The sequence below is a fragment of the Dyella sp. ASV21 genome, from assembly GCF_016428975.1.
GTDB lineage: Bacteria > Pseudomonadota > Gammaproteobacteria > Xanthomonadales > Rhodanobacteraceae > Dyella.
Genome location: NZ_JAELTT010000022.1, coordinates 24,155 through 50,041 on the forward strand (window position 1 = coordinate 24,155; position 25,887 = coordinate 50,041).

Sequence of the window (25,887 nt, forward strand, 5' to 3'; positions counted from 1 at the left end):
CGCGTGATCCGACACACCATGGGAACCTTCCACCCGTGCGACCGTTGCCATACCGAGCCTCGCCACATTGCCCACACCGGCCGGACTGGCCGGGAAGCGCGGAAGCCTGGCGCCTTGCTGTTGCAGCAGCCGATGGACCGTCATGCTTTGGAGTGCCCCTGCGGGCGATCTACCGGCATGTGCGAGTCCCTGGACGTCGCCACCAGTGATTGGGGGCGTCGCTTCACCCAAATGCCCCTCGCGCTTTCCTCGCCCGCCACGGGCCGTGTGGTGCGTATGCCGCGTAAGCGAAAGGTGGTGGCCAATGGCTAAAGGACGTGGAACCACCATTCGCCTGCGGGGTGGCGCCGCGCGAGCAGTGTTCGCCGCATTCGCCGCTGCGGTAGGCGAACCATTGCGTTCATGCCGCTATTGCGGCTGCACGGACATACAAGCCTGCCAAGGCGGGTGCTCTTGGACGGGTGAGGCACTGTGCAGCGCCTGCACACCATCTATCGAACAGACCAGCACCACCCTATGCCTTGTCACGGGCACGGAGCACATCACTGATGACCAGGTCAAAGCGTGGTCCGCAGATGAACGGGCTGACGCCTTCTATTGGGCAATGGCAAAGCACTACCTGGCCAGTGACAACGCTGTCAGCGTCCCAACGCGACCGGCATGCACGGAGGTTTCACATGGCTAAGGCGCTGGAATACAACGGCACTGACGGCAACGGATATCAGCCTGTAGGTACAGGGAGCGGGGCCATTCCGCCCGGTCCAGAAGATGTAGGGCCACAAGCAGAGTCGCGGACAGGAAACCGCATCCTGATGGCTGATGTAATCCTCACATTGACGCGAGAACAAGCCGTCGATCTAAGCGTAGCGTTGATGTACGCCAGGAATAACAAGCTGGTGTCCCGCGCAGAACGTGATGACTTCATCAAGCTTGGCGAGCTGGTCGATACGCAATGCAGAAAGCAAGGGGTCGCGGTTTGACGCAAGCTACCTTTGACCAAGAGATGCAGCGGCGCGTGCTGGAGGCACGCGCCCGCCTAAGGGAGGGATTCACCACGCGCGAAAGGGTCGATGACCTGATGCGCAAAGTGGCCAGCAAACGCGGCGAGCGTGCCGCCAACCAACTACGACAAGACATGCGCGATCAACGGCGCATTCGCAGCACCTGGTGGACGGATACAGAGCCCCGGAGGGCATCCCAATGAACACGTTCTTTGCCCTGATGGCCGAGTACGGCACCGCGCAAATTCCGCTTGAGCGATGCGCTCACCTTTTCGGGCTGTCCAAGGAGGAAGCGGCCAAGCGCGCGAACCGGCAGGCACTACCGGTGCCGGCGTTCCGGGTCGGCAGTCAGAAAGCACCGTGGCTGGTGGACGCCGCCAAGCTGGCATCTCACCTGGACGAATTGAAGGTTCAGGCGGCTCGGGATTGGCACCGCATCAACCAGGGTGCAACGAGAGTGCAACATTAAAAAAAGTGGCGCCTGTAACTTGGCGCCCCTTCTACGTTTTCAGCTATTGCCGATCCAGTCCATCATGGGCGCGACGGTGAGGCGCCAGTCGTCCTTGTGGAGCGGCCGGCGTAGCGGGGTATGGGGGGCTGACATGGGCGGTATTGTACCGGCCGACCCGAAATCGCATAGCGGCGCCATTTGCAGGGCGCTTCCATGCCGTGGCGACCGACACGGATGGCTGGGCGGCATTCATCTATTTTTGGCATAATTAGTCCAATCACATCATCTTTTGAGATGCCTCATGGATGTCCGGCCATTGCGGACCTTCCTTACGGTGGCCACCACCGGCAGCGTGACCAAGGCGGCCGCGCTGCTGGACTTGGTGCAGCCCGCCGTTTCCCGCCAGATCAAGTTGCTTGAGGAAGAGCTGGGCAAGCCCTTGTTCATCCGCTCGCGCTGGGGCGTGGAACTCACTGACGCCGGCCAGACCTTGCTTGGCTATGCCCGGCGCGCGCTGGATCAGCTCGATCTGGCGCGCGAGGCACTCTCCGGCGACCACGAACGACTGTCTGGCACGGTCACCATCGGCCTGCCGCCCAGCACCAACGAGCGACTGGCGCCTCCGTTGAGCCTGAAAGTACGCGCCGAGCATCCGGATATCGTGCTGCGCTTTGTGAGCGGTTACTCGGGTTACCTCGAGCAATGGCTGGGCGCGGGCGAACTGGATATCGCCCTGGTGCAGCACGCCATGCGTCCTCTCGCGGTGGGTGTGCGTCCCTTGCTGGAGGAAGACCTGTGGGTGGTGGGGCCGCCCGGCGCCAAGCTCGACCCACGCCGACCGCTTACGCCTGCCGCCTTTCTCGCCTTGCCGCTGGTGCTGCCCAGCGCCATGCACGTGATTCGTGCGCGGGTGGAGGAGTTGGCGGCGCAGCAGCAATCATCGCTGCGCATCGTGGCGGAGGCCGATGCAATGACCGTGCAGAAATCGCTGGCGGAAGCAGGCCTGGGCTACACGATGCTGCCCTCCTCCATCGTACAAGCCGAACTGCAGGCGGGCCGGTTGACGGCCGCACCGCTCGCAGGCGCAGGGCTTAAGCGCTTGATCGGCGTAGCCACCTCGGCGACACGCCCTGGTACACCAGCCACGCGCTATGTGCTGACGCGACTTGTCGCCTGCATGGAAACCCTGGTGCAACAAGGCCAGTGGCATGGTGCGCGCTGGCTGGCAACCACCAATGACGCATCGACGGCGCATTGACACTTACCCTCGCGCATCGCCATCGATCATCGTTTGGACGGCCATTTCCTATCCGTGCATATCGCGCCACGTCATCTCAGCCACGCACACTCTAGACAGATCCGTGAACGCGCTCACCGAACGCCTGCAACAACCCGTGCGCGACCTGCTCCGCCTGTTGGGCGAACTGGGCGGCGATCTGGCGACGTTGCTGCGGCCGGGGCCACGCCTGGTCGATCAGGCGGAAGCGATCTGCTCTGTGTTGCTGGCGGTGGCGCTGGCGCAATTGGTGGGTGCGAAGAATGTCGGCTGGGCGGCCTTCAGTGGCTATATGGTCATTCGCTCGCACTTCTCCGCCAGCCTGCAACGCGCCTTGCTGCGCGTGCTCGGCACGTTGACGGGCGCCATCGCGGGTTATGTCGTCGCGCTAAAAGTGGCAGGCCATCCGTTATGGGCCTGTGTGGCGTTGGCCGTGGTGGTGACGTGCACGATGTACAGGGTGCTGGTGAGCCGACGCACCTATGCGTGGTTGTTCACCGGACTCACCTTTCTGATGGTGGTGGTCGAGACCATTGGCCCGCACGAGTTGCCGCCACGCGCGTTTGCACTGTCACGTGTCACGGAGATTTTGGTGGGCACCACCGCCAGTCTGCTGGTGAGCTACCTCTCGGCGAAAACCCTTCGCCGCTGGATGCCGGGCCAGCCGCCGAGGCCGGCGCCTTCGTATCGCGGCTGGCAGCCGGCCGCCGCGCGGCACGCGGCGCAGGCAGGTATCGCCGTGGCCTGCGTACCCCTGTTCACCGCATGGATCGCCACACCGACGTTAAGCCAGGCGGGCGTTACGGTGATGGCGGTGATGGCGGTACCGCTCGCCAGCCTCAGCGCCTCCAGCCGCACGATCTCCACCCGCATGGTGCATCGTTTTGTGGGCTGCTCGCTCGGTGGCCTGCTGGCCATGGCCATTCTGTTGGCCAGCCATCACCACGCCGCGCTCATCACGCTGGGCTTGTGCCTGGGCGTGGCGATCGGTCGCCATATCGAGAACGGTCCGCACGCCTATGGCTATGTGGGTGTGCAGTTTGCACTCGCCTTTCTGGTGGTATTGGTGCCGGACGACTACGCGAACGCCAGTTTCGCACCGGGCGTCGAACGACTCGCAGGCATTCTCGCGGGCTTTGTGCTGCTGATCGTGATCCGACTGGTTTTCCGCGCGCTGCATGGGCAGCACCCGCCCGCAGCACCTACGCCCAAAGACCGTAGATAGTTCAGGGGCGCCTTGCCGGCAGCGCCCGGTGATCCGTTGCGATGGCTCAACGCATTCAGGGGCCTGCCGATATATGTTCGAAATCCGCTGAAACCTATGGTCGGCGGGCGGCACCTGGAATGAAGACACGTGAGCCGTGTCGCACGGGTAACCCCGTGGAGCGTTCTACCATGGGAACCCTCAAACGCCTTGCTCGGTCCGAACGCTCATCCGCACAGGTTTTCTGGAGTTTGTATGGCATCCCCCGCGCCGCGCGCATCCAATGAAAGCCAGCGACTGGAGCGCTTGCTGGCGCTCGGCGTGCTGGATTCGGAGGCCGAGCCGCTTTTCGATGCGCTGACGCGGGCCGCTTCACTGCTGACCGGCGCCCCTATCGCGCTGCTCACGCTGGTGGACGATAAGCGTCAATGGTTCAAGGCCAATATCGGCCTGGAGGAGGTCAAGGAGACCTCGCGCGACGTTGCTTTTTGTTCCTACACCATTCTCGACGATGACCTGTTCGTGGTGCCTGATGCGCTTGAGGACCCACGCTTTGCGGACAATCCGCTGGTAACCGGCGCGCCGTATATCCGCTTCTACGCGGGCGCGCCGATCACGCTGGCCGATGGCATGCACATGGGCGCCCTGTGCGTGATCGATCGCGAGCCGCGGCAACTCTCGCGCGAGCACGCGGCGATCCTGAGCGAACTTGCCCGCGCGGCCACCGAGGCGCTGGAGCAACGCAAGGCCGCGCTCGAGCGCACCGAATTGCTGCACCGCGAGGCCTTGTTGCACCGCTTGCTGATGGAAGACCGCACGCGCCTGGAGAGCATTCTGGACGCGGCCCAGGCCGGCACCTGGGAATGGAACATCCAGACCGGCGAAATGCGCTTCAACGAGCAATGGGCGGCCATCCTCGGCTACGCCATGGAGGATCTGGACCTGCTCTCCGCCAGCTCGCTGCGCCACCAGCAGGATCACGTGCGCCACCCGTTTCCCAGCGCCCAGCGAAACCTCACCCATCCCGACGACGTGGAACAGGTGGAGGAGCGCCTGCTGGAGCATCTGAACGGCCAGCGGCCCTTGTTCGACTGCGAGGTACGCCTGCGCCACAAGGACGGCTACTGGATCTGGGGCCTGCTGCGCGGCCGCGTCATCAGCCACGGCGCCGAGGGTTCCGCGCAATGGATGTATGGCACGCTGGTGGATGTCTCCGAGCGCAAGCTGATGGAGCGGCGCCTGCATGAAAGCGAAGCCTTTCTGGACCGCGCCGGACGCGTGGCCGGTGTCGGTGGCTGGCAGTTGGACCTGGCCTCGCAGGAACTTACCTGGTCGGAACAGACCTGTCTTATCCACGACCTGCCCCCGGGCTATCACCCGAATGTGGAGGAGGCCGTCCACTTCTACGCGCCCGAGGCACGCACGGTGATGGAGCGCGCGGTAGCCAAGGGCGCCAGCGATGGCACCGGCTGGGATCTGGAACTCCCCCTGGTCACCGCCAAGGGGCGCCATATCTGGGTGCGTGCCGTCGGGGCCGTCGAATATCAGGACGGCAAGCCACGCTGGCTGGTGGGCGCCATCCAGGACATCACGGCGCGCAAGCAGGCCATCGAGGGCCTGCAACGCAGCGAGCGGCGCTTTCGCAAACTATTCGAGGAAAGCCTTGGCCTGATCTGCACGCACGATCTCAATGGCGTACTGCTCTCGGTGAACCCCGCGGCGGCGGAAGTGCTGAACTACAACATGGGCGAGTTGCTGGGACGCTCGCTGAAAGATTTCATGCCGCCCGAGCTGCGCCCGACGTTCGATGAGTACCTGCGCCGTGTCACGCATGAGGGCATCGCCAAGGGTTTGTTGCAGGTCATCGCCAAGGACGGGCGCTTGCTGACCTGGCAGTACCACAACACGCTCGATACCGAGGGCGACGAACCTTACGTGCTTGGCCATGCACAGGACGTCACCGACCGCATCCTGCACGAAAGCCAATTGCGCGAATGGAGCGTGCGCGATTCGCTTACCGGCCTGTTCAATCGCCGCTACCTTGGACAAGTCGCCGCGAACCTGCGCAACGATGAATCGTGGGGCTGCATCGCCATCGACCTGGAGGGCTTCAAGGTCATCAACGATACCTACGGCCACCAGAAGGGCGACGAAATGCTGGTGGCCATGGGCCGCTTTCTCACCGATAACGTGCGGCCGGACGATATCGTGATACGCAGCGGAGGCGACGAATTCCTGGTGCTGCTGCCGCGCACCAGCGAAGCGGAGACCCAAGGCATCATCCAGCGCATCGACGCCGCGCGCGAACATGCGCCCATACGCTTCACCCTCGGCCACGCCATGCGCACCGGCAGCGCCACGCTGGATGCCGCCCTGGTACGCGCCGATGACGAGCTTTACCAGGTGCGTCGCTCGCGGGGTTATCGCGGCCGCTGAGCGCGCGGCGCGATGCCGCAGTGAGCTGCCCTTGCCCCCTTTCCACCGTCAAGAGTCCACCCAAGTTACGCCGGGCCTTGCGCCACAACGCCCAGGACCCGCTACCCGATTCGCGTAAGGGTGCCCGACAGGCATGAAGGAATGGTCCGGCAATGGCATAATACGACCCATACGCTGCACCCAAAGGCAGCTACTCGTCAGGCCCAGCGGATTTTCGCCTTCCCCACACGAGTACCGACACGGGCCTCTAGGCCAGTGTCCTGCCCGCAGTTTCCTCATTCTTGCAACGGTAACCAGCAATGGTGGCATTGGCGACGGAGCACGTAATTGACGTGCACCACTGGAACGACAGTCTCTTCAGCTTCCGCACGACGCGCGATCCTGGCTTCCGCTTCGAAAGCGGCCAGTTCGTGATGATTGGCCTGGAGGTGGACGGGCGCCCGCTGATGCGCGCCTATTCCATCGCCAGCGCGAACTATGAGGAGCACCTGGAGTTCTTCAGCATCAAGGTACCCAACGGCCCGCTTACCTCGCGCCTGCAGCACCTCAAGCCGGGCGATCCGCTGATTGTCAGCCGCAAGCCCACCGGCACGCTGGTGCTCAACGATCTCAAGCCCGGCAAGCATCTGTACCTGCTGGGTACCGGCACTGGCCTGGCGCCGTTCCTGAGCCTGGTGCGCGACCCGGAAACCTACGAGCGCTACGAGAAGATCGTGCTGGCCCACGGCGTGCGCAACGTCAACGACCTGGCCTATCGCGAGTACCTGGAGAACGAGCTGCCACAGCACGAGTATCTGGGCGAGCTGGTACGCGAGAAGTTGATCTACTACCCCTCGGTGACGCGCGAACCCTTCCGCAACCGTGGCCGTATCACCGATGCCATCGTCGATGGCGTGATGAGCGAAACCATCGGCCTGCCGCCGCTGGACCCGGCGCTCGATCGTGTGATGCTGTGCGGTAGCCCGTCCATGCTGGACGATACCTGCGCCCTGCTCGACGGCCGCGGCTTTCAGGTATCGCCGCGCACCCGTGAGCCGGGCGACTATGTCATCGAGCGGGCGTTCGTCGAAAAGTGATTGAAATGGCCGCGCCAGGCGCGGCCATTTTGTTTACCACCAGCAAGGCCGCGCCGGCTTCTATGGCGGTTATTGCCACACCTTGTACACGCGCCCGGTGTCCACGCCGTCCACACTGCGGCGGTAAGCCAGCGCCACGCGCGCCCCCGGGGCGGCCTCGAAGCCGGGGAAATACGGCCCGTAGGCTTCCAGCGACTCGGTCAGCACGGTCGCACTCACCGCATTGATGCGCAGGCCGCGCGGCAGCTCGGTCGCCGAAGCGCGCACGAAGCCTTCGATGGCGGCATTCACCGTGGTGGCGTTGGTGCCCAGGCGAATCGGCTCCTCGGCGGTGATGCCGCTGGTCAGCGTGAAGGAGCCACCATCACGCAGGTGGCGGATGCCCGCCATCACCACGTGCACCTGCCCCATCAACTTGTCCTGCAGGCCGCTCATGAACTGCGCGGGCGTGGTCTCGGCCAATTCGCCAAAGTGCACGTGACCGGCGGTGGTGATGACGGCATCCAGCGGGCCTGCGTGCTCGTACATCCGCTCCACGCTGGCCGGATCGGTCAGGTCAACGCGCACGTCGCCCGACTGGCGGCCCGCGCGGATCAGTTCGTGGTGGGGCGCCAACGCCGCCGCCACCGCTTGGCCTACGGTGCCGCTGGCACCGACGAGCAGAATTCGCATGGTTCATCACCTTGGATAGGGGCCGCCCGGTTGGACCGCCGGAAGTGCCCAGTGTCCACCTTAAACCGTGAAGGGATAAACATGCCATGATGACCACCATTCAAAACCATAGGTTTTAAATAGATGGACACCTTGGCGAGCATGGCGATGTTCGTGCGCGTGGTGGAAAGCGGCAGCTTCAGTGCGGCGGCCGAGGTGGCACGGGTGTCGCCCACCATGGCGGGCAAGCATATCCGCGCCATCGAGGAACGCCTGGGCGCACGATTGCTCCACCGCACCACCCGCCGCCAGCAACTGACCGAGGTGGGCCAGCTCTACTACGAGCGCTGCAAGCAAGTACTGGCCGACGTGGAGCTGGCCGAAGCCAGCGCCTCCGAACTACAGGCCACGCCGCGCGGGCGGCTACGCCTCACCGCACCCATGAGTTTCGGCAGCCGTCGCCTCACGCCCGCGCTCACCGAGTACCTGCAGCGCTATCCCGACGTGAGCGTGGACCTGGTGCTCGATAACCGGGTGATCGACCTGGTAGGCGAAGGCTTTGAGTTGGCCATACGCATCGGCGCCATCGACGACCCGCAACTGGTGGCACGGCCGCTGCTGCCCTATCGCATGCTGCTGGCCGCGTCGCCGGCGTATCTGGCGCGCCATGGCACGCCGACGCATCCGGGCGAACTGAGCGCGCACGCCTGCCTGGGCCTGTCCAATTGGCGAAGGCGCGACCAATGGCGCCTGCTGGGCGTGCGCGGCGAGGAATGCGATGTGCCGGTGCATGGCCGGCTTGCGGCCGATCACGGCGATGCGCTGCGCATCGCCGCACTCCATGACGCCGGCATCGTGCTGCAACCGGAGGTGCTACTTACCGACGACCTGCGCGCGGGGCGCCTGGTGCACGTGTTGCCCGGCTGGGGGCCGCCCGCCACGCCAATGCATCTGCTTTATGCGCAGGACCGCCGGCCCACGGCCAAGCTGCGCAGCATGATCGCGTTTCTGTTGGAGCGCTTCGGCGCGGATGCCGCGGAAACCTGACGACGCGCCTCAGTCGCGCACGCGCCCCTGCCCTTCGTTGTCCCAGTAGCCGAAGATGCGCCGCGCGATCAGCTTGTACAGACGTTTGCCAGTCGCACGCCACAGGCGCGAATGCGGCGCCGGCGTGTTGAGGATGGCACGCTGCCGCGCGCTCAACGCATCGGCGCAGTACGTGCGCTTGTGCTTGAGCAAGTGACGCAGATCTTCGCGCGCCAGCACTCGGAACAAGGCACCGCGCTTGCCGCGCGTCCAGGCAATCTGGAAATCCACCAGCGCGGGCGTGCCATCGCTGCGCACCAGCCAGTTGGGTTCCTTGGCCAGATCGTTATGCACGATGCCGCGTCGGTGCAGCACGGCAAGCAGTCGCAACGCCTGGCGGTAATACGCGCGATCGCGCGGCTGCGCCTGCTGCATGGGCGCGCCGGCCATATAGCTGCGCAACAGCTCGCGACCATTCCATCCCAGCAACGCGGGCACGCCATCCACGCCGTCCAGGGTGGCCAACGCGCGCGCCTCGCGCGCTGCCGCGCGCCGTGCGAACGCACGCGCCCACCAGCGCGCGGCGCCGATGTCGCGGCGGATCATGCGCACGCCATCGCGCTCGGTGATTTCGATGCGGCCGAGCTCGTCGGCCTTGAGCAAAGTGTTGCGGGTCGGTGTCACAGGAAATCCGTCTAGCAAGGCCGGCGTACACTCGCCGACACGCCGCAAGGCGGTCTATTGTCGCCGATCCGGCGCCGAACCGCGTGCGCCCGCAGCGAGAACCTCACACCATGCCCATGCTCGACATCGCGCTATACGTACTCGCCGCCGTGCTGATGGTGGCGGGCGTGGCCGGCAATATCCTGCCGGCGCTGCCGGGCATCCCGATGATCTTCGGCGGCATCTGGCTGGCCGCGGCGGTGGATCAGTACCGCCATCTCGGCCTGTGGTGGTTGCTGGTCATTGGCGCGCTGGGCGTGGTTGGCGTCATCGTGGATTTCGTCGCGGCCTCGCTGGGCGCCAAACGTGTCGGGGCAAGCAAGCTTGCCCTGTGGGGGGCCGCCATCGGCACGGTGGTGGGCATGTTCCTGGGCCTGGCGGGACTGCTGCTTGGCCCCTTCGTCGGCGCGGTGCTGGGCGAACTGGCCTCCGGCACCAGCGCGCTGCGCTCGGCGCACGTGGGCGCGGCCACCTGGCTGGGCCTGCTGTTAGGCACGCTGGTGAAGCTGGTGTTGTCCTTCATGATGATCGGGCTGTTCGCCTTTGCCTGGCTGGTGGGCTAAGCCCGCGACCTTCGGCACATGGCGCGCTCGCCCGCCGGACCGATAGGCTGCGGGTTCCAATCATTCGGGGAACTGTCCATGTCCAAACGCCTCGCCCTAGCCCTGGCGGTTTCACTGGCGACTGCCGGTGCCGCCCATGCCGACACCAAGGCGCCCACCTGGATCGAGCGCAGCAATAGCGACGCCAAGGTGATGCTCGACGTGCTGGCGCGCTTCAGCCCCGAATTCGCCTCGCAGATCGGCCTGCCCGGCTACGACGACAAAGTCGCTGACCTCAAGCCCGACGTGGACGCCCGCTCGCGCGCCGCCCTGGTGGATGCCAAGGGCAAGCTGGAAAAGATGCTTGCCACCGAAAAGGACACCAACGTTCGCCAGGATCTGCAGATCATGATCAAGGCGGCCGATCAGCAGATCGAAGGCATCGACCTCACCGACAAGTACATGCTGCCGTACCAGGACGTGGGGCAGCTGATCTTTGGCGGCGAATTCGCCCTGCTGAAAGACGACGTGGATGCCAAGCGCCGCCCCGCTGCGCTCAAGCGCCTGCAGTGTTACGTCGGCAAGGCGCCGGGCTGCACGCCCATCACCGAACTGGCCAAGGCACAGACCACCGCGCGCCTGGGCGAGAAGGACCTGATCGGCCCGTACAAGGGCGAAATCGAACAGAAGCTCTCCAACACCCAGCGCTATGCGCAGGGCATCCGCCAGCTGTTCACCAAGTACAAGCTGGACAACGCCGACGGCAAGGCCGCGCTCGATGCGCTGGACAGCCAGCTGAAGGATTACGACGGCTGGGTACGCGCCACCATCGTGCCGCGCGCACGCGCCGACTTCCGCCTGCCCGAACCGATGTATGCCTACAACCTCAAGCAGGTGGGCATCGACATCGCCCCGGAAGACCTGATCAAGCAGGCACAACTGGAATTTGTCGAGCTGCGCTCGATGATGCAGATGATGGCACCGGTGGTAGCCAAGGCCGAGAACATCCAGGCCACCGATTACCGCGACGTGCTCAAGGCACTGAAGAAGGATCAGCTCGGCAAGGATGACGTGGTGCCCTGGTACCACGAGATCATCGGCAAGATCGAAGACACCATCCGCCGCGAGCACATTATCACCCTGCCCCAGCGCAAGATGCAGATGCGCCTTGCCTCCGAAGCGGAAACCGCCGCGGTGCCCGCTCCGCACATGGACCCGCCGCCGTTCATCAACAATCACGGCGAACAGGGCACCTTTGTGCTGACCATGGGCAACCCCAGCGGCAGCAAGTCCGATTCGTACGACGACTTCACCTATAAGGCCGCCGCGTGGACGCTCACCGCCCACGAAGGCCGCCCAGGCCATGAACTGCAGTTCGCGGCCATGGTGGAACGCGGCGTATCGCTGGCGCGCAGCCTGTTCGCCTTCAACAGCGTGAACGTGGAAGGCTGGGCACTGTACGCCGAATCGGAAATGCTGCCGTATGAGCCGCCGGCCGGCCAGTTCGTGGCCTTGCAGGCGCGCCTGCAGCGTGCCGCCCGCGCCTACCTGGACCCCATGCTCAACCTCGGCCTCATCACCAAGGAGCGCGCGCACGATGTGTTGCGCAACGACGTGGGCCTGTCCGAGGCGATGACGCAGCAGGAACTGGACCGCTACACCTTCAATAGCCCCGGCCAGGCCACCGCGTATTTCTATGGCTACATGCGCCTGCAGCAGACGCGCCTGAACACCGAGCTGGCGCTGGGCAAGGACTTCAACCGCCAGGCCTTCAACGACTTCGTGATCGGCCAGGGCTTGCTGCCGCCGGAACAGCTCGCCGAAGCGGTGCGCACGCAGTTCATTCCGTCGCAGAAAAAGCCGTAAGCAGCTTGGGCGAGACGCTCCCGTCCCGCCGCATCACACCGGCCGCGCCTTCGGGCGCGGCCTTTTTTTGGGCGTGCGCGCCGCGCGCGAGCTGCGCAGCAGCCACTCGGCCAACTGCCCGGTGTCGCGGCACAGTGCGGGCGGCACGATCACATAGCCACGACTCGTGATAGTGCCTTCCCGGTGTCGAAAGCGCGCTGCGCCCGCATGCGTAAGCAGCGCATCCTGATCGGCGACGTCCAGCTTCAACGCCAAGCCCTGCGCGGATAACCACGCACAGGGCTTCTCCTCGAAGTACGCCATCAGGCCGCCGAACATGGGGTGGAAGCGCAAATCATGAGCCCGCCCCAAATGCGTGGCGGCGTCCTCCAGGTCCTGGCGCTGCGAGGCGAGCGCGGGATTCACACCGGCGCGTCGGGAATCACGTAGAACAGAACCGCAAGGTAGTGCAGCACGCTGCCGGCCAGCACGAAGAAATGCCACACCGAATGGTGATACGGCAGCTTGCGCCACAAGTAGAACGGCACGCCCAGCGTATAGGCCACGCCACCGGCGATCAGCAGCACCATGCCGCCGGTCTGCAAATGCTCGGACAACGGCTTGAACGCGATCAGCCCCACCCAGCCCATGCCCACGTACATCAGCACCGCCAGTTTGCGGTACTGCTTGAGCAGGCCCAGTTCCAGCGCGCTACCCATCAGGGCCAGCGCCCAGATGGTACCGAACAGGCTCCAACCCCAGACACCCGGAAGCGCGACCAGGGTGAAGGGCGTATAGGTGCCCGCAATCAACAGAAAGATCGCGATGTGATCGAGCGTGCGCAGCACCTGCTTGGCGGGCAGACCGGGAATGGAGTGATAGAGGGTGGAAGCGGTGTAGCAAAGGATCAGCGTGCTGCCGAACACCGCGCTCGCCACCACTGCGCGCGTATCGCCATACCGCGCGGAGAACGCCACCAGCGTAGCCAACCCCGCGATACTGAGCAGGATGCCGATGCCGTGAATGACGCTGCTGGCCAATTCATCGCCGAAGGCATAACGCGGTAACACCGCGCTGGTGGAGGCAGACATGGGGCGTTCCTCGGGGAGCTTGAGCGTACTGGGGCGTACGGATTCCCTCACATTAACCGCCCCGCCATCGATTGCAAGCACGCCGGTCGTATGAAACGCCCGGCGCGGCCATCACTCGATAATAAAGGCACCGAACGCGACGCCCAGGTCCCAGCCCTTGCCCGTTCCACTCAGCGCCAGCGACACGTTGCCCTTGGTCATTACCCGCGCGCCGGCCGACTTGGCCGCACCCGCATGAACGCCCGCATCGGCGTAATGGCCCTTGATCTCGCTCATGCTGCTGACGCCGGAAAACTTGCCCACGCCGTTGTCGATCTGGCTCTTGCCAAAGGTTAGGCCGCCACCCTTCACGCGGATGCGCACACCCATGCTCTGGCCGTTGCTGCAATGGACGGTGCCGCTGCCGGACGCGGTCTGATAGAACACCGACCAGCCGGCGAGGCGGAAATTCATCTTGCACTCGATGTCCGCTGCCTTAGCCGGCGTCGCAGCCATCCACGCAGCCAACGCCAACGTCAGCGCACTTATACCTTTCCACTGGGCCATGGCGCTCTCCTGGATGGTTTCGTCAACCTGGCGGGGTGCCGATTCTGGGGGCCGCCGCCCCTCTGTCGCGTGAATAACCTCTTCACCCACGCTGTACACCAAGGCAAGCCACGTCTTTGGACAATAGGGCAACCGGGCATCCCCTCTCTCTCCCCCGATGCCCGGCCTTGCCGCCCCGCCTCCCTGTGCGGGGCTTTTTTTTGCCTGCTGCCAAAGCGTCGTCCCCGTACTCTGCGCCTGGGCTACACCCCGATCACCGGATCGCTCTAAGCTGATGGCCGCGACCCAAGGAACCAGGAGAACCGCACGATGCTCGCCATCGACCTGCTGCTGCATCTGGACCACCTCGAACTCGACGCGCCCGCGCCGCGCGCCGCATTGGCCTTGGCGCAGCGGCTAGGGGCGCGGTTGGATGCGCTGTATGTGGCCGACCTGCCCGCCACCGCGTTCAGCCTTCCCGAGGCGGTACCCGTGCAACTGGAGGAGACCCAGCGGCGGGTGACCGAAGCCCAGAGTCATGATGGCGTCTGGCGCCAGACGCTGGCCGAACGTGGCCTTACCGGCGCCTGGCGTGTAAGCCAGGGCGACACCGTACAGACACTCAGCCAGGCCGCCTGCGGCTATGACCTGCTGGTGATGGAGCGCAGCCAGCAACGCAGTGACGCGCCGGTAGGTTTCGGCTCGGTATCGCGCTGCGTGTTCGCCAGCGGCCGCCCGGTGCTGGTGGTGCCCGATCTCGCCCCGGTGAAAAGCATCGGCGAGCGCATCCTGGTGGCCTGGAACGGCAGCCGCGAGTCGGCGCTGGCCCTGGCCGCCGCCTTGCCGCTGCTGCAGAAAGCCCAACAGATCCGCATCCTCGACGGCAGCGAAATGAACGCCGATCTGCTGCCCGTATTGCCGCCGCCCGGCCTCGCCGACTGGCTGCAGCGGCATGGCATCCAGGCGCAAATCGACGTCCTGGACACCGGCCCCAGCCATGTCGCCGGGGCGGCCATCCTGGATGCCGCGCACCAGCAGGGCGCGGACTTGATCGTGATGGGCGCGTGGAGCCGCTCGCGGCTGGCGCAAATGGTGCTCGGCGGCACCACCCGCCACCTGTTCATGCATGGCGATGTGCCCATGCTGGTGGCGCACTAAAAACACCGTTCGGCCAGACGCCGGACACTCCGCGCAGAATAGCCTTCCATACGGCCACTTGCGCAAGTCCTTTCGGTCATCCTAGGCTGACATCGCCTCGGCACGATCCCCACTGCGTCCCCACGCAGCGTGCCGGGCGACAACCTACATCGATTCGTCAGGAGGTCGCTTATGTCGTCCGCAAGCCTGGCTGTACGTCGTCATGCCCATCCCGATAGCACCCGCATCGCCGCCCTGAGCGCGGCCATCGCCATCAACCTGATCGCCCTGCTCGCCTTACTGCGACCCATGGCACCACAACTGGCGGAACAGGTCCGCCAGTTCACCGAAACCGATATTCGCTTTCTCACCCCGCCGCCCAAGGTCCCCGATCCCCCCGCGGTGGAAATGAAGCCGCTCCCGCAACCACGCACGATCCCCCGCCCGCACACGCCGCCCATGCCGCCTGCGGTGCCCGTGACCGCACCCACCAGCGAGGGCAATATCGCCGCGCCCCCTGCGGTCCCCACCGTGGCGCCGACTAACCCCGAGCCCTTGGTCAGCACCGCACCGGTGGAGGCCTCGCTGGCCTATCGCGCCGTGCCGCTCAAGTACCCATCGCAGGCATTGCGCGGGCGCATGCAAGGCACGGTCATTCTCAAAGTGTTGGTGGACGAGCACGGCGCACCGCAAGAAGTCACCATCGAGCAAAGCAGCGGCTTCTCCCTGCTCGACCGCAGCGCGCGCGAACAGGTACTGCAAGGCTGGAAATTCGAGCCGGCCATGGTCGGCGGGCACGCGGTACGTGCATGGGCACGCGTACCGGTGACGTTCGATCTCAATCAGCTATGACCGAACGCGCCCGCTGAAAAGGAAAGCCCGGCCTGCAATGCCTGCCAGGCCGGGCCATTCCACGGCAAATCGCAGCAATAAAAATCGGCTCAATGAACCGGAGTGGGTGCCGGTCGGCGCGAAGCGCGCGCAATAGCCCACACAATCGCCACCAGCAATATCACCGGCAGGCAAAGCGGCAACAACGCCACCGCCACGATGGGCGCGACGATCAGCAACGCCAATCCGCCAAAGAGCATGCCAAGCACGGCGCCGACCAGGTGAAACAGGCCACCGATCAGCATGAAGGTGAGCTTGAACACCGTACCGATCAAGGCCAGCACCAGCATCACGCCTACGAACAACATCAGGAGCACGCTCATTGCGATCATGATGACTCTCCTTGGGGCTACGGTCGCGCGTCGACACTAGTGAAGCCGATCGGCGCGCGTTTCAAGGCCTCGTTAAGAAGCATGCTGCGCTTTTGCCAGCGACTTCGCATGTCGCGAAAGTCATACCCAACCTCATCCGCCGTCTTCACAACGGGTTACGGGACTTTAACGATGGGCATGGTCCACTGCGGCCCGGATCCCGTCGAGTGACATCGCATGGCCAAACACATGCACCACCTGAAGGCGCTGCGTGAGATCGCGTTTGACTATGGTGTGGGCGACCACCCCGACCTTGCCTCCATGGCTAGGGAGCTGGGCCGCCTGGTCCACCAGAACCGCCAGGCATTGAACGACGGCCTCACCGACCTGCGCTCGCGCGACAAGGGTTTCGAACGCTGGATGGTCGCTAGTCGCGGCAAGCCCGCCGTCAGCGTGCTGGTCATGGCCTGGCCGGCCAACCATGCCACGCCCATCCACGATCACGGCGGCCTATGGGGCCTGGAGCTGGCCCTGCATGGCGCGCTGGAAGTGCAATCGTGGGACCGCGACGCCAAGAGCGGCGCACTACGCGAAGTAGGCCGCGACTGGCTGGGCCCCGGTGACGCCAGCTGGTTCGACGCCGACGACCGCTATGCCCATCGCTGCCGCAACCTTTCGCGGCATGACACCGCCCTCACGCTTCACGTCTATGGGGGCGATCTGGCACAGTACTTCACATATGAAGAAGCCGAAAAGGCCGGCCAGTGGCTCGCCAGGGAACAACGCAGCACCATCGCGGGTTCCCTGTACGCTTGAGCCATACGAATCCGCTTTTTGAAGGAATGGCATGTATCGAAGGGTCGCCATTATCGGCGGCGGCGCCGCTGCGGCAGCGCTGTTGAGCGAGCTGCTGGAACGCCAGCCGCCGCAACCGTTGCATATTGACTGGTATACCGGCGGCGGTACGCCGGCGCGCGGTGTCGCCTATGGCACGCGCTCGGATCGCCACCTGCTCAACGTTCGCGCGGCGTCCATGAGCATGTTCGCCGGCAAGCCCCGGGGCTTTCTCGATTTCGCCCAGCGCGGCGACCACACCATTGCCGGCACCGACTTTCTGCCGCGTCGCCTGTATGGCGACTATCTGGAAGCCGAAGTGACGCGCGCGCTCGAACGCGCGCAAGCGGATGGCCACGATGTACGCGTATTGCCGTTCGCGGCCGACGCCGTTGTACCCGAGCAGGACGGCGTCACCGTGATTCACGGCGAAGAAAACACGCGCGTCGATGCCGCGGTGCTCGCACTCGGTTCGCTGCCGCCGCAACCGTTGAGTGGCGTGAGCGACGCGGCACTCGCCAGCGGCCAGTATGTAACCGAGCCGTGGGGCTTCCTCGCCGAAGCCAAGCCGGATGCGCGACCGCTCAAAGTAGTGTTGATCGGCCTGGGCCTCACCGCCGTGGACGTGCTGCTTGAACTGGCGACACTGTGGCCCAACGCGTCCTTCGAAGCCATTTCGCGCCACGGCCTGCTACCCGAGCCCCACCTGGAGAACGCCTCGGCGCCCGCCGATGACGGTGCCGATCTGGTGGAAGCCATGCGCGAGGCCCCGGAAATCCGTCGCTGGTTCCACCTGCTGCGTGAAGCCGCCACCCACGCGGCCGATTGGCGCACCGTGATCGACAGCCTGCGCCCGCATACACCGTCGTTGTGGGCGCTGCTGCCCAAGGACGAACGTGCCCGCTTCCTGCGCCATGCGCGTTGGGCCTGGGAGCGCGTGCGCCATCGCATGGCGCCGCAAGTGATGACGGCGCTGCAGGCGCTGGAACACGAAGGCCGCCTGCATCGTCGCTGCGGTCGCCTGCAAGCGGCGGATGTCGCCGGTGAAAAACTGCGCCTGCAGGTGCGTCACGCGCACGATGTGGCATGCGATACGGTGGACGCGGACGTGGTGATCCAGACCGTGGGCCTCAATACCGACGTGCGCCGCACTCAGCACGCCCTAGTACGCCAGCTCGCCACCAATGGCCATATCACCCCCGACCCGCTCGGTCTGGGCTGCATGGGTACGGTGGAGGGACGCCTGCAGCACGACGGCAGCACCTGGCCGCATTTCTACGCCATCGGCACTTTGCTGCGCGGCGTGCTGTGGGAATCCACCGCGATGCCTGAAATCCGCCAACAGGCGCGCCAGCTCACCGATCGCCTGCTCGACGCGTAAACGCCAAACGCCGCGCATGCCCTGCATGCGCGGCGTCTTCCTATCTCCGCTCAGAAACCGCTCAACACCAGCTTGCCAATGGTGCTGGTGCTTTCCAGCTGCGCATGCGCGCGACGCACGTTCGCGGCGTTGACGCCACCCAGGTTTTCGCGAGCGGTGCTGCGCAACACACCCGCATCCACCAGATCCGCCACTTCGTTGAGCAGCAGGTGTTGCGCCTGCATGTCTTCGGTGTGGAACAACGAGCGCGTGAACATCGATTCCCAATGCAACGACTGGCTTTTTGCCTTGAGCAGGCGGATATCCGGAGGCGTCGCCGGATCATCGATAAGACCGAGCTTGCCCTGCGGCTTGAGCAGTTCCGTGAGGCTCACGAAATGCTGGTCGGTATGCGTAAGACCCAGTACGTAGTCCACGCCTAACGGCGCGAATGCCTTGACCGCGGCCACCAGGTCGCCGTGATGATCCACCACATGATGGGCGCCCATCTCGCTCACCCAGGCGCGACTGTCGGCGCGCGAGGCGGTGCCAATCACGGTGAGGTGGGTGAGCTTGCGGGCAAGCTGGATCGCCATCGAACCGACTCCGCCAGCGCCGCCCACAACGAGCAGCACGCCGCTATGCGCGCGGCTACCACGCGCCACGCCCAGCCGATCGAACAGCAGTTCCCACGCGGTGATACTGGTCAGCGGCATGGCAGCGGCCTGCGCAAAGTCCAGCGTGGACGGCTTGCGACCCACGATGCGCTCATCCACCAACTGGAACTCGCTATTGCTGCCCGCGCGATCGATGGCGCCCGCGTAGAACACCTGATCGCCGGGCTTGAACAGGCTGACCTCCGCACCCACGGCGATCACGGTACCGGCGGCGTCCCAGCCCAGCACCTTGTCCGCGCCCTGCGGATCGACACGCTTGCGCACCTTGGTATCCACCGGATTCACCGAGATCGCCTCCACTTTCACCAGCAGGTCGCGACCTTGCGCGACGGGCGTGGGCAGATCCACATCGATCAGGCTCTGTGGATCGGCAAGCGGCAACAGGTGTCGATACGCAACGGCTTTCATGGAGCTCTCCAGGCAATGAAGGAAAACGTCAGGGAATGATTCTGCGCCGACGAAAGTCGTCGAAAGGTCGCGCGGGCGGCACCTTGATCACCGTGCCAGTCAGGCACCCACGGCGCAGGCCAGCGCCGCACCTCGGCGACGCTCCAGGGCCGCGCTGAGCAAAGTCACCAGCAAGCCCAGCAGCGCGACGATGGCGCCAGCCACACTTACCGACGGCAGGCCCTTGCCGAGATCGATCATGGCGCCGCCGACGAAAGCACCGATTGCATTACCCAGGTTGAAGGCCGCGATATTGAGCGTGGATGCCAGGTGCGGACCTTCGCTGGCCTGCTGCACCACGCGCATCTGCAGCGGAGGCACCGTGGCGAAGGCGGCGATGCCCCAGACGAACACGGTGACGATGGCGCCGACCGTGCTGTGCATGGTCCAGGCAAACGCAAACATGATCAGCGATAACACCACCAGCACGGCGATGAGCGAGGGCATCAGGCGCCAGTCAGCCAGTCGCCCGCCCAGCGTGTTGCCGATGGTGGTGCCCACACCGAACAGGATCAGCACCCAGCCGGTCGCGCCCACGCTGACGCCCGAAACATCCTGCAGGATCGGCGCGATATAAGTGAAAACCGTAAACACGCCGCCGAAGCCGAGCACGGTCATCGCCAACGCCAGCAGCACCTGCGGCTTGCGCAGCACGCCCAGTTCGCGACGCATATCGGGCGAGGCCAGATCCGGCAGGGCTGGCACCAGTCGCCACACCGCGATGGCGGCGATCACGCCCAGCACCGTCACGGCGGCAAAGGTGGAGCGCCAACCGGCCCACTGGCCGAGAAAGGTGCCGAACGGCACGCCCAGCACATTGGCTAGCGTCAGGCCGGTGAACATCAGGGCTATCGCACGCGCCGCCTGGCCGCGCGGCACGATGTGCGAAGCCACCACCGCGCCGATGCCAAAGAACGAGCCATGACAGAACGCCGCCACCACGCGCGCCGCCATCAGCACTCCGTAGCTGGGTGCTACCGCACACAGCGCATTGCCAAGAATGAACAAGCCCAGCAGCAGGAGCAGCGCGTTGCGGCGTTCGAGGCGCGCGGTGAGCGCGGCCAGTACCGGCGCACCGGCCGCCACGCCCAGCGCATAGCCCGACACCAGCAGGCCCGCCGAGGGGATGCTGACATGCAGGTCCTGGGCAACCTCGGGCAGCAGGCCCATGATCACGAACTCCGTGGTACCAATGGCGAAAGCCGCCACGGACAGGGCCAGCAAGGCCAGCCGGGAGGGCGCCGGGTTGGCGGCGGTCGGGGGAACGGAGAGGCGCTGGGCGCCTTCCTGGGGAACCGGGGAGTGCATACAGAGGGTCCAGACGGATCGAAGATCGCTACTGTGCGCCTTGTCGATCCACTCCGGAATTGAGCAAACTAGACAGGCATCCTTTCCAAAAAGTTGAAGATGGTCGATTTCGAGGACATGCGGCTCTTCGTCCGCGCGGTGAACGACGGCAGCCTTTCGGCCGCCGGGCGGGAGCTTGGCCTGTCACCGGCAGCCGCCAGCAAGCGCCTCAACCGCCTGGAACAGGCGCTGGGCGTGCGCCTGCTCCAACGCAGCTCCCGGCGCCTGGTGCTGACGGAGGAAGGCAGCATCTACTTCGAGCGTTGCCAGGCCATCATCGCGGACGTCGATGACGCCAACGCCGCCGTGGGGCTGGGCCAACTGGAGGTGCGCGGGCAGTTGCACGTTTCCGCCTCGGTGGACATGGGCCGGCAGTACATCGGCCCCATCGCGGCCGATTTCGTCGCCCAGCATCCCCATCTCAAGCTGCGCCTGACCAACTCCGACGCCATGCTCGACCTGTTCGAGAACGGCGTGGATGTGGCGATCCGCGGCGGCACCATGGCCGACTCGCGCCTGGTCTCACGGCTGCTCGCCAACAACTTCCGCGTGCTGTGCGCCTCCCCGGAATACCTGGCGCGGCGCGGTACACCCACCCGGGTGGAACAGCTGGAGCAGCACGACTGCCTGATGCTGCACCGCCCCGGCCACGGCATCCTGCCCTGGATACTGCAAACGCCCGAAGGGCCCCGAACCCTGCGGGTGGATGCGGCCATCACGTGCGACAACGGCGACCTGATGCGCGCGCTGGCCGTCGCCGGGCATGGGCTGGCATTCAAGTCGGCCTGGGATATCGCCGAGGACGTGCGCGCCGGACGGCTGGTGCCGGTGCTGGCCGATGTGATCCTGCCCGATGCGCACATCTACGCCATCTACCCCAGCCGCTGCTACCTGCCTGCACGCATACGCGGGTTCGTGGATCATCTGCAGCAAGCGCTGCAACAACGCGAACGCGAAGTGCTGGACACCGTACGCAGCGCCATGCGCTGATCCATCCATCCAGGCCGCAGGAGAGCTTCCCACCATGCATCCACAGGCCCCGCTCCGCTCGTCCACCGAGCCCGACGCATGCTAGCCACCGTGCTCGGCCTGCTGTTGCTTACGTTGCATGTAGCGGGCGTGTTCGCCGCGATGCATGCGGTAATGAATACACGCACCCCGCAGGGCGCATTCGCCTGGGCACTGGGCCTGGTGCTGCTGCCTTACCTCACCCTGGTGCCTTACCTCTACCTGGGCCGTAGCCACTTTCACGGCTACATCGACCTGCATCGCCTGCGCCGCGAACAAATGCAGGTGCTGGCAAACGTGCAACTGGATACCGGCGTCGCCGCGCACGAAGCCTGCGCGCGCTACGACGAGCTGGCGCGCATGCTGGGCACACCCTTCCATGACGGTCAGCGGCTGCGGCTGCTGGTGAATGGCGAGGCGACGTTCAGCGCCATCCTCGGCGCCATCGGCGAGGCCCGCCATTGCGTGCTGGTGCAGTTCTTCATCATCCATGACGATGCACTGGGCCGGCGCCTGCAAGACGTACTGCTCGACCGCGTGCGTGCCGGCGTGGAGGTATGCGTGCTGTATGACGGCATCGGCAGCCATGCGTTGCCGCATCACTACGTGGATACGCTGCGCGAGGCGGGGGTGCACATCCATCCGTTTGCCACGCATCGGCGCAGCAACCGTTTCCAGCTCAACTTTCGCAATCACCGCAAGATCGTGGTGGTGGATGGCGTACGCGGCTTTGTCGGCGGCCTCAATGTGGGCGACGAGTACATGGGCCTGAAACCTCCGCTCGCCCCTTGGCGCGACACGCACCTGGAGATCGAAGGTCCCGCCGTGGTCGACCTGCAACGCAGCTTTGCCGAAGACTGGCACTGGGTCACCGGCGCGCTTCCGCCACTGCTGCGCCCCGCGCCCGGTAAAGGCAGCGCGCATACGCTGATCCTCGCCACGGGACCGGCAGACAGGCAGGAAAGCTGCTCGCTTTTCTTCGTGGCCGCCATCCACGCCGCGCGACATCGACTATGGATTACCTCGCCGTATTTCGTCCCCGATCAGGCGGTGATGGCTGCCCTGCGCCTGGCGGTGTTTCGCGGCGTCGATGTGCGCGTACTGATTCCGGCGCGACCGGATCACCACACGGTATTTCTCGCCTCCAGCCTGTACGCGCACGATGCGATACGCGCGGGCATTCGCGTGTTTCGCTATCAGCCGGGCTTTGTGCATCAGAAGGTGATGCTGGTGGATGACGACACCGCATCAGTGGGCAGCATGAACCTGGACAACCGTTCCTTCCGCCTGAATTTCGAGGTCGGCGCGCTGAATGTCGATCGCGTCTTCGCCGCCCAGGTGGAGGCGATGTTGCTCGAAGATTTTTCGCACGCACATGAAGTCACCGAGGCGGAATACCTCAAGGCGCCTTACCTGCGACGCCTTGCGATGCACGTCGCGCGCCTGTTCGATCCGGTGCTCTAGGCCCCGCGAGTCGGGTGGCCGTAAATCATATAGAGCGCGCCGGTGAGCAAGGATGCCGCCAGCGAAAAGCCGGCAGCCATCAGGAACATCGGCCCATAACGCCCGCTCGAGGCGATCCAGCCGCCCAGCGGCCCGGTGATGCCCAAGGCCACGTCGATAAAGACCGAGTAAGCCGCCAACGCAGCGCCGCGATTGCTTGAACTCACCCGCTCCACCGCCACCACGCCCAGCGCCGGAAAGATCAGCGAGAAGCCGATGCCGCTCAGCGCCGCACCGAGCATGGCCATGCCGACGTGATCCGCGCTCGCCAGCACGATCAGACCCACGCATTCCACCAGCAGCGAAGTCAGCGCCACGCGATAGCCGCCAAAATGGGCGATCGTCCAACCCAGCACCAGCCGCACGCCGACGAAGCACACGCCGAACAGACTGAGCGTGGGCGCCGCACCGCTCCAGCCCTGGCTGGCGTAGTAAAGAGTGACGAAGGTAGCGATGACGCCGAAGCCGACCGAGCCCAGCGCCAAGCCCATGCCATAGGGCGCCACGCGCCCGAACACGTGTCGCATCGGCAAGCGCTCGCCAGCTTCGGCCTGCACCGCCGGTCGCGGCCACGCCATGGCCAAGGCCAGCGCCATCAGCACCACGGCGGACAGCCCGATCATGCGAAAACCACCCAGCGCCACCAGCCATACGCCCAGCGGCGCACCCGCCGCCAAGGCGCCGTAGGTGGCGATGCCGTTCCAGGAAATCACCTTGGCGGTGTGTTCGCCACCGACCCGGCCAATACCCCACATGATGCAGCCGGTCGCCACACAGCTTTCACCCATGCCCAGCGCCAGACGCGCCAGCAACATCACGCCCAGGGCGCCCAGCGGCCACTGGCGCAACGCCGACGCCCCCAGCATCAGCAGGCCGCTGACGCCACAGGCGAGGATGCCGATAAGCGCCGTGCGCTTGGGACCCGCCGTATCGGAAGTGCGACCGGCAAAACCACGGCTCAACAAGGTGGCCACGTACTGGGTGCTGATGACCAGGCCGGCCAGCACCGCGCCAAAGCCCAGGTCGCCATGCACGAACGGCGGCAGCACCGCCAGCTGCATGCCGATCACCAGATAAGCCAGAAACGTAAAGCACACGATCTGGACGATACGCAGCGTCAACGGCAAACCGCTGGCGTTCGCCTCAAGCGAGGAATTCATGGAAAGGACTTCTGAAAACGGAAAAACCAGCCGTGGACACGGGAACCCAAGGAAACGAACGGCGTCGCATTACGACGACGGTCGGCGATGGGCCACCAGCCACCAGCCGACGTAGATGCCGATGCCTGCACCGATGAATTCGAACAGCACGCGGAGGCCAAGGCTGTCGGGATCGTGTACTTCGGCCAGACGTGCCTGCAACAGCTGCAGCGACTGCAGCCGCCCGTAGCTGAAATAGAACAGGTTCCACAAGTCCTGACCGCCAGCCACCAACAGGCTCACCACATACGACCAGCTCACCTCGATGCCCACGTTCCAGCCTTGTGAGCGGCCCAGCCAATGCAGGATGCCAAACACCACCAGGCCCACGCCGGCGGCAATGGCGCCGGCCTCCAGCGCGCCGATGAGCCCATAGCCCATCCACGATTGGTCGTAAGGCATGCCCTGTTCCTTCTGTTATCGCTGACGCACATTATGCCCGTGCGTAACGGCCACGGCGTGCCGAGGGAGGACAGCCCCGCCCCATCCAGCCTGAACCGAACACATCACCGCTACATCCCCCGTCGAGCCCATCACACCGTGGTAAGCGCCTGGCCCGCTAGACTTTGCGAATGTCGCCCGCCACGAGCCCCGACGAGCCATGAGCCTCTCCATCAGCCCACGCGCCGCCCTGATCCTGGTCGATGTGCAGCCCGACTTCATGCCGGGCGGCACGCTTGCCTGCCACGAAGGCGATGCGATCGTGCCCGGTATCGACCAACTGCTGCGGCGGCGCCTGTTCTCGCACGTGGTGGCGACGCAGGATTGGCATCCAGCCGATCACATTTCATTTGTCGGCTCCCACCCGGGACGCACGCCGTTTGAACGCATTCCGCTCTACGGTCACGCGCAAACGCTGTGGCCGGCGCATTGCGTGCAGAACACGGCCGGCGCGGCGCTGCATCCGGCGATCGATTGGTCGACGGTGGACAAGGTGATCCGCAAGGGCGACGACCCGCGCGTGGACTCGTATAGCGGCTTTCGCGAAAACCACGGCCCCGACGGTCGCCGCCCGGCGACTGGCCTGGCCGAGTGGCTGCGCGGGCGCGGCGTGGATGAAGTCTATCTATGCGGCCTCGCGCGCGATGTCTGCGTGCTGTGGACAGCGCAAGATGCCGTGGATCTGGGCTATCGCACGCATGTGCTGTGGGATCTCACGCGCCCGGTCACGCCGGAAAGCGACATTCCCACGCGCATCCGCTTCGATCAGCTGGGTGTGGACGTGATCCACGCGCTCGATCTGGCGCATGCGCAGCAACCGCCTACCAGTCGACAAGCGGCCGGTCACTCGCGGACGTAAGCCCGCTCCCCGCCGCGAGCACAGAA

Annotated in this window: 26 protein-coding genes; 16 read left to right on the plus strand and 10 right to left on the minus strand. The window is 65.2% G+C overall.

Annotated features, from left to right (window positions below):
• Positions 1–677 precede the first annotated feature (677 nt).
• The 6 genes from JHD67_RS09755 to JHD67_RS09780 all read left to right on the plus strand — a co-directional run bounded on the left by JHD67_RS09755 (position 678) and on the right by JHD67_RS09780 (position 7,444).
• On the plus strand, positions 678–980 hold the full coding sequence (locus tag JHD67_RS09755; RefSeq protein ID WP_199098988.1) for a hypothetical protein: 303 nt from the start codon (positions 678–680) through the stop codon (positions 978–980).
• Between the two features lie 220 nt (positions 981–1,200).
• Complete coding sequence (locus tag JHD67_RS09760) at positions 1,201–1,470, plus strand: pyocin activator PrtN family protein (RefSeq protein WP_199098989.1); 270 nt, start codon at positions 1,201–1,203, stop codon at positions 1,468–1,470.
• 283 nt (positions 1,471–1,753) lie between these two features.
• The gene (locus tag JHD67_RS09765) at positions 1,754–2,710 is read left to right on the plus strand and encodes a LysR substrate-binding domain-containing protein (protein ID WP_199098990.1); all 957 of its coding nucleotides are present in this window, start codon (positions 1,754–1,756) and stop codon (positions 2,708–2,710) included.
• 103 nt (positions 2,711–2,813) lie between these two features.
• A complete protein-coding gene (locus tag JHD67_RS09770) occupies positions 2,814–3,953 on the plus strand; it encodes an FUSC family protein (RefSeq protein WP_343214347.1) in 1,140 nt (379 codons plus the stop codon).
• Positions 3,954–4,187: 234 nt separating this feature from the next.
• Positions 4,188–6,368, plus strand: a complete 2,181-nt coding sequence (locus JHD67_RS09775; RefSeq protein WP_199098992.1) for a PAS domain S-box protein — start codon at positions 4,188–4,190, stop codon at positions 6,366–6,368.
• A gap of 299 nt (positions 6,369–6,667) precedes the next feature.
• The gene (locus JHD67_RS09780) at positions 6,668–7,444 is read left to right on the plus strand and encodes a ferredoxin--NADP reductase (protein WP_199098993.1); all 777 of its coding nucleotides are present in this window, start codon (positions 6,668–6,670) and stop codon (positions 7,442–7,444) included.
• 69 nt (positions 7,445–7,513) lie between these two features.
• On the opposite strand, the gene JHD67_RS09785 is transcribed toward JHD67_RS09780, so the two are convergent.
• The gene (locus JHD67_RS09785) at positions 7,514–8,116 is read right to left on the minus strand and encodes a short chain dehydrogenase (protein WP_199098994.1); all 603 of its coding nucleotides are present in this window, start codon (positions 8,114–8,116) and stop codon (positions 7,514–7,516) included.
• 123 nt (positions 8,117–8,239) lie between these two features.
• On the opposite strand from JHD67_RS09785, the gene JHD67_RS09790 reads away from it, so the two are divergent.
• Entirely contained in the window at positions 8,240–9,142 is a 903-nt protein-coding gene (locus JHD67_RS09790; protein WP_199098995.1) for a LysR family transcriptional regulator, read from the plus strand.
• A 9-nt stretch (positions 9,143–9,151) separates the two neighbouring features.
• On the opposite strand, the gene JHD67_RS09795 is transcribed toward JHD67_RS09790, so the two are convergent.
• Positions 9,152–9,727 (minus strand): RIO1 family regulatory kinase/ATPase, encoded by a 576-nt coding sequence (locus JHD67_RS09795; RefSeq protein ID WP_233171786.1) that lies wholly within the window; start codon positions 9,725–9,727, stop codon positions 9,152–9,154.
• Between the two features lie 194 nt (positions 9,728–9,921).
• Here JHD67_RS09795 and JHD67_RS09800 point away from each other — a divergent pair, with 194 nt between their 5' ends.
• Both JHD67_RS09800 and JHD67_RS09805 read left to right on the plus strand, forming a co-directional pair.
• Positions 9,922–10,407, plus strand: a complete 486-nt coding sequence (locus JHD67_RS09800) for a DUF456 domain-containing protein (RefSeq protein ID WP_199099025.1) — start codon at positions 9,922–9,924, stop codon at positions 10,405–10,407.
• Between the two features lie 78 nt (positions 10,408–10,485).
• Entirely contained in the window at positions 10,486–12,252 is a 1,767-nt protein-coding gene (locus tag JHD67_RS09805; RefSeq protein ID WP_199098997.1) for a DUF885 domain-containing protein, read from the plus strand.
• Between the two features lie 33 nt (positions 12,253–12,285).
• Here JHD67_RS09805 and JHD67_RS09810 read toward each other — a convergent pair whose 3' ends face one another.
• The 3 genes from JHD67_RS09810 to JHD67_RS09820 all read right to left on the minus strand — a co-directional run bounded on the left by JHD67_RS09810 (position 12,286) and on the right by JHD67_RS09820 (position 13,868).
• Entirely contained in the window at positions 12,286–12,657 is a 372-nt protein-coding gene (locus tag JHD67_RS09810; RefSeq protein ID WP_199098998.1) for a TfoX/Sxy family protein, read from the minus strand.
• Complete coding sequence (locus JHD67_RS09815) at positions 12,654–13,322, minus strand: hemolysin III family protein (RefSeq protein WP_199098999.1); 669 nt, start codon at positions 13,320–13,322, stop codon at positions 12,654–12,656. Before JHD67_RS09815 ends, JHD67_RS09810 begins: the two co-directional genes overlap by 4 nt.
• Before the next feature lie 111 nt (positions 13,323–13,433).
• Positions 13,434–13,868 carry a hypothetical protein gene (locus tag JHD67_RS09820; protein WP_199099000.1) on the minus strand — a complete coding sequence of 145 codons (435 nt, stop codon included), beginning with the start codon at positions 13,866–13,868 and terminating at the stop codon, positions 13,434–13,436.
• 309 nt (positions 13,869–14,177) lie between these two features.
• Between JHD67_RS09820 and JHD67_RS09825 the strand changes: the two genes are divergently transcribed.
• Positions 14,178–15,005 (plus strand): universal stress protein, encoded by an 828-nt coding sequence (locus tag JHD67_RS09825; RefSeq protein WP_199099001.1) that lies wholly within the window; start codon positions 14,178–14,180, stop codon positions 15,003–15,005.
• A 171-nt stretch (positions 15,006–15,176) separates the two neighbouring features.
• The gene (locus JHD67_RS09830) at positions 15,177–15,836 is read left to right on the plus strand and encodes an energy transducer TonB (protein WP_199099002.1); all 660 of its coding nucleotides are present in this window, start codon (positions 15,177–15,179) and stop codon (positions 15,834–15,836) included.
• An 89-nt stretch (positions 15,837–15,925) separates the two neighbouring features.
• Here JHD67_RS09830 and JHD67_RS09835 read toward each other — a convergent pair whose 3' ends face one another.
• A complete protein-coding gene (locus JHD67_RS09835) occupies positions 15,926–16,207 on the minus strand; it encodes a hypothetical protein (RefSeq protein ID WP_199099003.1) in 282 nt (93 codons plus the stop codon).
• A gap of 216 nt (positions 16,208–16,423) precedes the next feature.
• Here JHD67_RS09835 and JHD67_RS09840 point away from each other — a divergent pair, with 216 nt between their 5' ends.
• Both JHD67_RS09840 and JHD67_RS09845 read left to right on the plus strand, forming a co-directional pair.
• Positions 16,424–17,002, plus strand: coding sequence for a cysteine dioxygenase family protein (locus JHD67_RS09840; protein WP_199099004.1), 579 nt, complete (start codon positions 16,424–16,426; stop codon positions 17,000–17,002).
• A gap of 31 nt (positions 17,003–17,033) precedes the next feature.
• Positions 17,034–18,401 carry an FAD/NAD(P)-binding protein gene (locus JHD67_RS09845; protein ID WP_199099005.1) on the plus strand — a complete coding sequence of 456 codons (1,368 nt, stop codon included), beginning with the start codon at positions 17,034–17,036 and terminating at the stop codon, positions 18,399–18,401.
• A 50-nt stretch (positions 18,402–18,451) separates the two neighbouring features.
• Here the strand turns inward: JHD67_RS09845 and JHD67_RS09850 are convergent, their stop codons facing one another.
• Positions 18,452–19,465: a zinc-binding alcohol dehydrogenase family protein gene (locus tag JHD67_RS09850; RefSeq protein ID WP_199099006.1), complete on the minus strand. Its 1,014-nt coding sequence runs from the start codon at positions 19,463–19,465 to the stop codon at positions 18,452–18,454.
• A gap of 99 nt (positions 19,466–19,564) precedes the next feature.
• On the minus strand, positions 19,565–20,812 hold the full coding sequence (locus JHD67_RS09855; RefSeq protein WP_199099007.1) for an MFS transporter: 1,248 nt from the start codon (positions 20,810–20,812) through the stop codon (positions 19,565–19,567).
• Positions 20,813–20,911: 99 nt separating this feature from the next.
• Here JHD67_RS09855 and JHD67_RS09860 point away from each other — a divergent pair, with 99 nt between their 5' ends.
• Together JHD67_RS09860 and cls are read left to right on the plus strand one after the other, a co-directional pair.
• Complete coding sequence (locus JHD67_RS09860; protein ID WP_199099008.1) at positions 20,912–21,841, plus strand: LysR family transcriptional regulator; 930 nt, start codon at positions 20,912–20,914, stop codon at positions 21,839–21,841.
• Positions 21,842–21,919: 78 nt separating this feature from the next.
• The gene (gene cls / locus JHD67_RS09865; RefSeq protein WP_199099009.1) at positions 21,920–23,323 is read left to right on the plus strand and encodes a cardiolipin synthase; all 1,404 of its coding nucleotides are present in this window, start codon (positions 21,920–21,922) and stop codon (positions 23,321–23,323) included.
• On the opposite strand, the gene JHD67_RS09870 is transcribed toward cls, so the two are convergent.
• Both JHD67_RS09870 and JHD67_RS09875 read right to left on the minus strand, forming a co-directional pair.
• Complete coding sequence (locus JHD67_RS09870) at positions 23,320–24,522, minus strand: MFS transporter (protein ID WP_199099010.1); 1,203 nt, start codon at positions 24,520–24,522, stop codon at positions 23,320–23,322. The genes cls and JHD67_RS09870 overlap by 4 nt on opposite strands.
• A gap of 69 nt (positions 24,523–24,591) precedes the next feature.
• Positions 24,592–24,963 carry a hypothetical protein gene (locus JHD67_RS09875; RefSeq protein ID WP_199099011.1) on the minus strand — a complete coding sequence of 124 codons (372 nt, stop codon included), beginning with the start codon at positions 24,961–24,963 and terminating at the stop codon, positions 24,592–24,594.
• A 199-nt stretch (positions 24,964–25,162) separates the two neighbouring features.
• On the opposite strand from JHD67_RS09875, the gene pncA reads away from it, so the two are divergent.
• Positions 25,163–25,861: a bifunctional nicotinamidase/pyrazinamidase gene (pncA, locus tag JHD67_RS09880; protein ID WP_199099012.1), complete on the plus strand. Its 699-nt coding sequence runs from the start codon at positions 25,163–25,165 to the stop codon at positions 25,859–25,861.
• Positions 25,862–25,887 lie beyond the last annotated feature (26 nt).

Bases quoted from the DNA above. Each gene is read 5' to 3' on its own strand.
- JHD67_RS09800 (WP_199099025.1), top strand. From the start codon at position 9,922: ATGCTCGACATCGCGCTATACGTACTCGCCGCCGTGCTGATGGTGGCG.
- JHD67_RS09785 (WP_199098994.1), bottom strand. From the start codon at position 8,116: ATGCGAATTCTGCTCGTCGGTGCCAGCGGCACCGTAGGCCAAGCGGTG.
- JHD67_RS09780 (WP_199098993.1), top strand. From the start codon at position 6,668: ATGGTGGCATTGGCGACGGAGCACGTAATTGACGTGCACCACTGGAAC.
- JHD67_RS09775 (WP_199098992.1), top strand. From the start codon at position 4,188: ATGGCATCCCCCGCGCCGCGCGCATCCAATGAAAGCCAGCGACTGGAG.
- JHD67_RS09820 (WP_199099000.1), bottom strand. From the start codon at position 13,868: ATGGCCCAGTGGAAAGGTATAAGTGCGCTGACGTTGGCGTTGGCTGCG.
- pncA (WP_199099012.1), top strand. From the start codon at position 25,163: ATGAGCCTCTCCATCAGCCCACGCGCCGCCCTGATCCTGGTCGATGTG.
- JHD67_RS09845 (WP_199099005.1), top strand. From the start codon at position 17,034: ATGTATCGAAGGGTCGCCATTATCGGCGGCGGCGCCGCTGCGGCAGCG.
- JHD67_RS09870 (WP_199099010.1), bottom strand. From the start codon at position 24,522: ATGAATTCCTCGCTTGAGGCGAACGCCAGCGGTTTGCCGTTGACGCTG.
- JHD67_RS09765 (WP_199098990.1), top strand. From the start codon at position 1,754: ATGGATGTCCGGCCATTGCGGACCTTCCTTACGGTGGCCACCACCGGC.
- JHD67_RS09815 (WP_199098999.1), bottom strand. From the start codon at position 13,322: ATGTCTGCCTCCACCAGCGCGGTGTTACCGCGTTATGCCTTCGGCGAT.
- JHD67_RS09795 (WP_233171786.1), bottom strand. From the start codon at position 9,727: ATGATCCGCCGCGACATCGGCGCCGCGCGCTGGTGGGCGCGTGCGTTC.
- JHD67_RS09835 (WP_199099003.1), bottom strand. From the start codon at position 16,207: ATGATCGCAATGAGCGTGCTCCTGATGTTGTTCGTAGGCGTGATGCTG.
- JHD67_RS09875 (WP_199099011.1), bottom strand. From the start codon at position 24,963: ATGCCTTACGACCAATCGTGGATGGGCTATGGGCTCATCGGCGCGCTG.
- JHD67_RS09850 (WP_199099006.1), bottom strand. From the start codon at position 19,465: ATGAAAGCCGTTGCGTATCGACACCTGTTGCCGCTTGCCGATCCACAG.
- JHD67_RS09825 (WP_199099001.1), top strand. From the start codon at position 14,178: ATGCTCGCCATCGACCTGCTGCTGCATCTGGACCACCTCGAACTCGAC.
- JHD67_RS09860 (WP_199099008.1), top strand. From the start codon at position 20,912: ATGGTCGATTTCGAGGACATGCGGCTCTTCGTCCGCGCGGTGAACGAC.
- JHD67_RS09805 (WP_199098997.1), top strand. From the start codon at position 10,486: ATGTCCAAACGCCTCGCCCTAGCCCTGGCGGTTTCACTGGCGACTGCC.
- JHD67_RS09790 (WP_199098995.1), top strand. From the start codon at position 8,240: ATGGACACCTTGGCGAGCATGGCGATGTTCGTGCGCGTGGTGGAAAGC.
- JHD67_RS09755 (WP_199098988.1), top strand. From the start codon at position 678: ATGGCTAAGGCGCTGGAATACAACGGCACTGACGGCAACGGATATCAG.
- cls (WP_199099009.1), top strand. From the start codon at position 21,920: ATGCTAGCCACCGTGCTCGGCCTGCTGTTGCTTACGTTGCATGTAGCG.
- JHD67_RS09855 (WP_199099007.1), bottom strand. From the start codon at position 20,812: ATGCACTCCCCGGTTCCCCAGGAAGGCGCCCAGCGCCTCTCCGTTCCC.
- JHD67_RS09830 (WP_199099002.1), top strand. From the start codon at position 15,177: ATGTCGTCCGCAAGCCTGGCTGTACGTCGTCATGCCCATCCCGATAGC.
- JHD67_RS09840 (WP_199099004.1), top strand. From the start codon at position 16,424: ATGGCCAAACACATGCACCACCTGAAGGCGCTGCGTGAGATCGCGTTT.
- JHD67_RS09760 (WP_199098989.1), top strand. From the start codon at position 1,201: ATGAACACGTTCTTTGCCCTGATGGCCGAGTACGGCACCGCGCAAATT.